Source organism: Zoogloea oryzae (assembly GCF_030161255.1).
In the GTDB taxonomy this organism is placed as follows: domain Bacteria; phylum Pseudomonadota; class Gammaproteobacteria; order Burkholderiales; family Rhodocyclaceae; genus Zoogloea; species Zoogloea oryzae.
Genome location: NZ_BSPX01000271.1, coordinates 1 through 737, shown reverse-complemented (window position 1 = coordinate 737; position 737 = coordinate 1). Strand labels below are relative to the sequence as shown.

General features: G+C 42.3%; 1 pseudogene. It reads right to left on the bottom strand.

Features of this window, described 5'->3' with window-relative positions:
- A pseudogene (locus QQK25_RS24975) lies at positions 1-719 on the bottom strand (DNA-directed RNA polymerase subunit beta'); the annotation flags it as partial.
- Positions 720-737: the final 18 nt, after the last annotated feature.

Below are 737 nucleotides of genomic sequence, written 5' to 3'. Positions count from 1 at the left end.
TGACTCTCGATAGTTACATAAAAATCTCTAGAACATAAAAAAGCGGGATGTCCATGACGTGTACGTGTGGGATGAACCAAATCCTCGTTGAATTTTATTTTTCCTTTAGAAGGGGCTCGTACATGTTCTGCAGTACCCCCTGTGAATACTCCGCCGGTATGAAAAGTTCTTAATGTTAGTTGAGTACCCGGCTCCCCAATAGATTGGCCTGCTATAATACCGACAGCTTCTCCCAATTCGACCAGGTCCCCATGAGTGGGACTTCGACCATAACATAATCGACAGATCCAAGAGGTACTTCTACAAGTAAACGGGGTTCGAATCGATAGTAGTTGTGCTCGAGAGCTTAGTAATTTATTGGCAAGTCTAGCCCCAATATCTTGATTTCTAATGGCGATGCATCGCAAACCTATATATATATCGTCTGCTAATACACGACCAATTAATGTTTGGATAAAAATGCTTTCTGTCATCCCCCCATTTCTAGGACTTAAAGAAACGCCTCGAATGGTGCCACAGTCTGTTCTACGTACAACAATGTGTTGAACCACTTCAACAAGTCTGCGCGTGAGATACCCAGCATCTGATGTTCGTACAGCAGTATCTACAACCCCTTTACGGGCTCCATAACAAGAAATAATATATTCCGTTAAAGAGAGCCCTTCTCGTAAATTGCTTTGAATAGGTAAATCAATCATTTGTCCTTGAGGATCCGACATTAATCCTCTCATACCCAC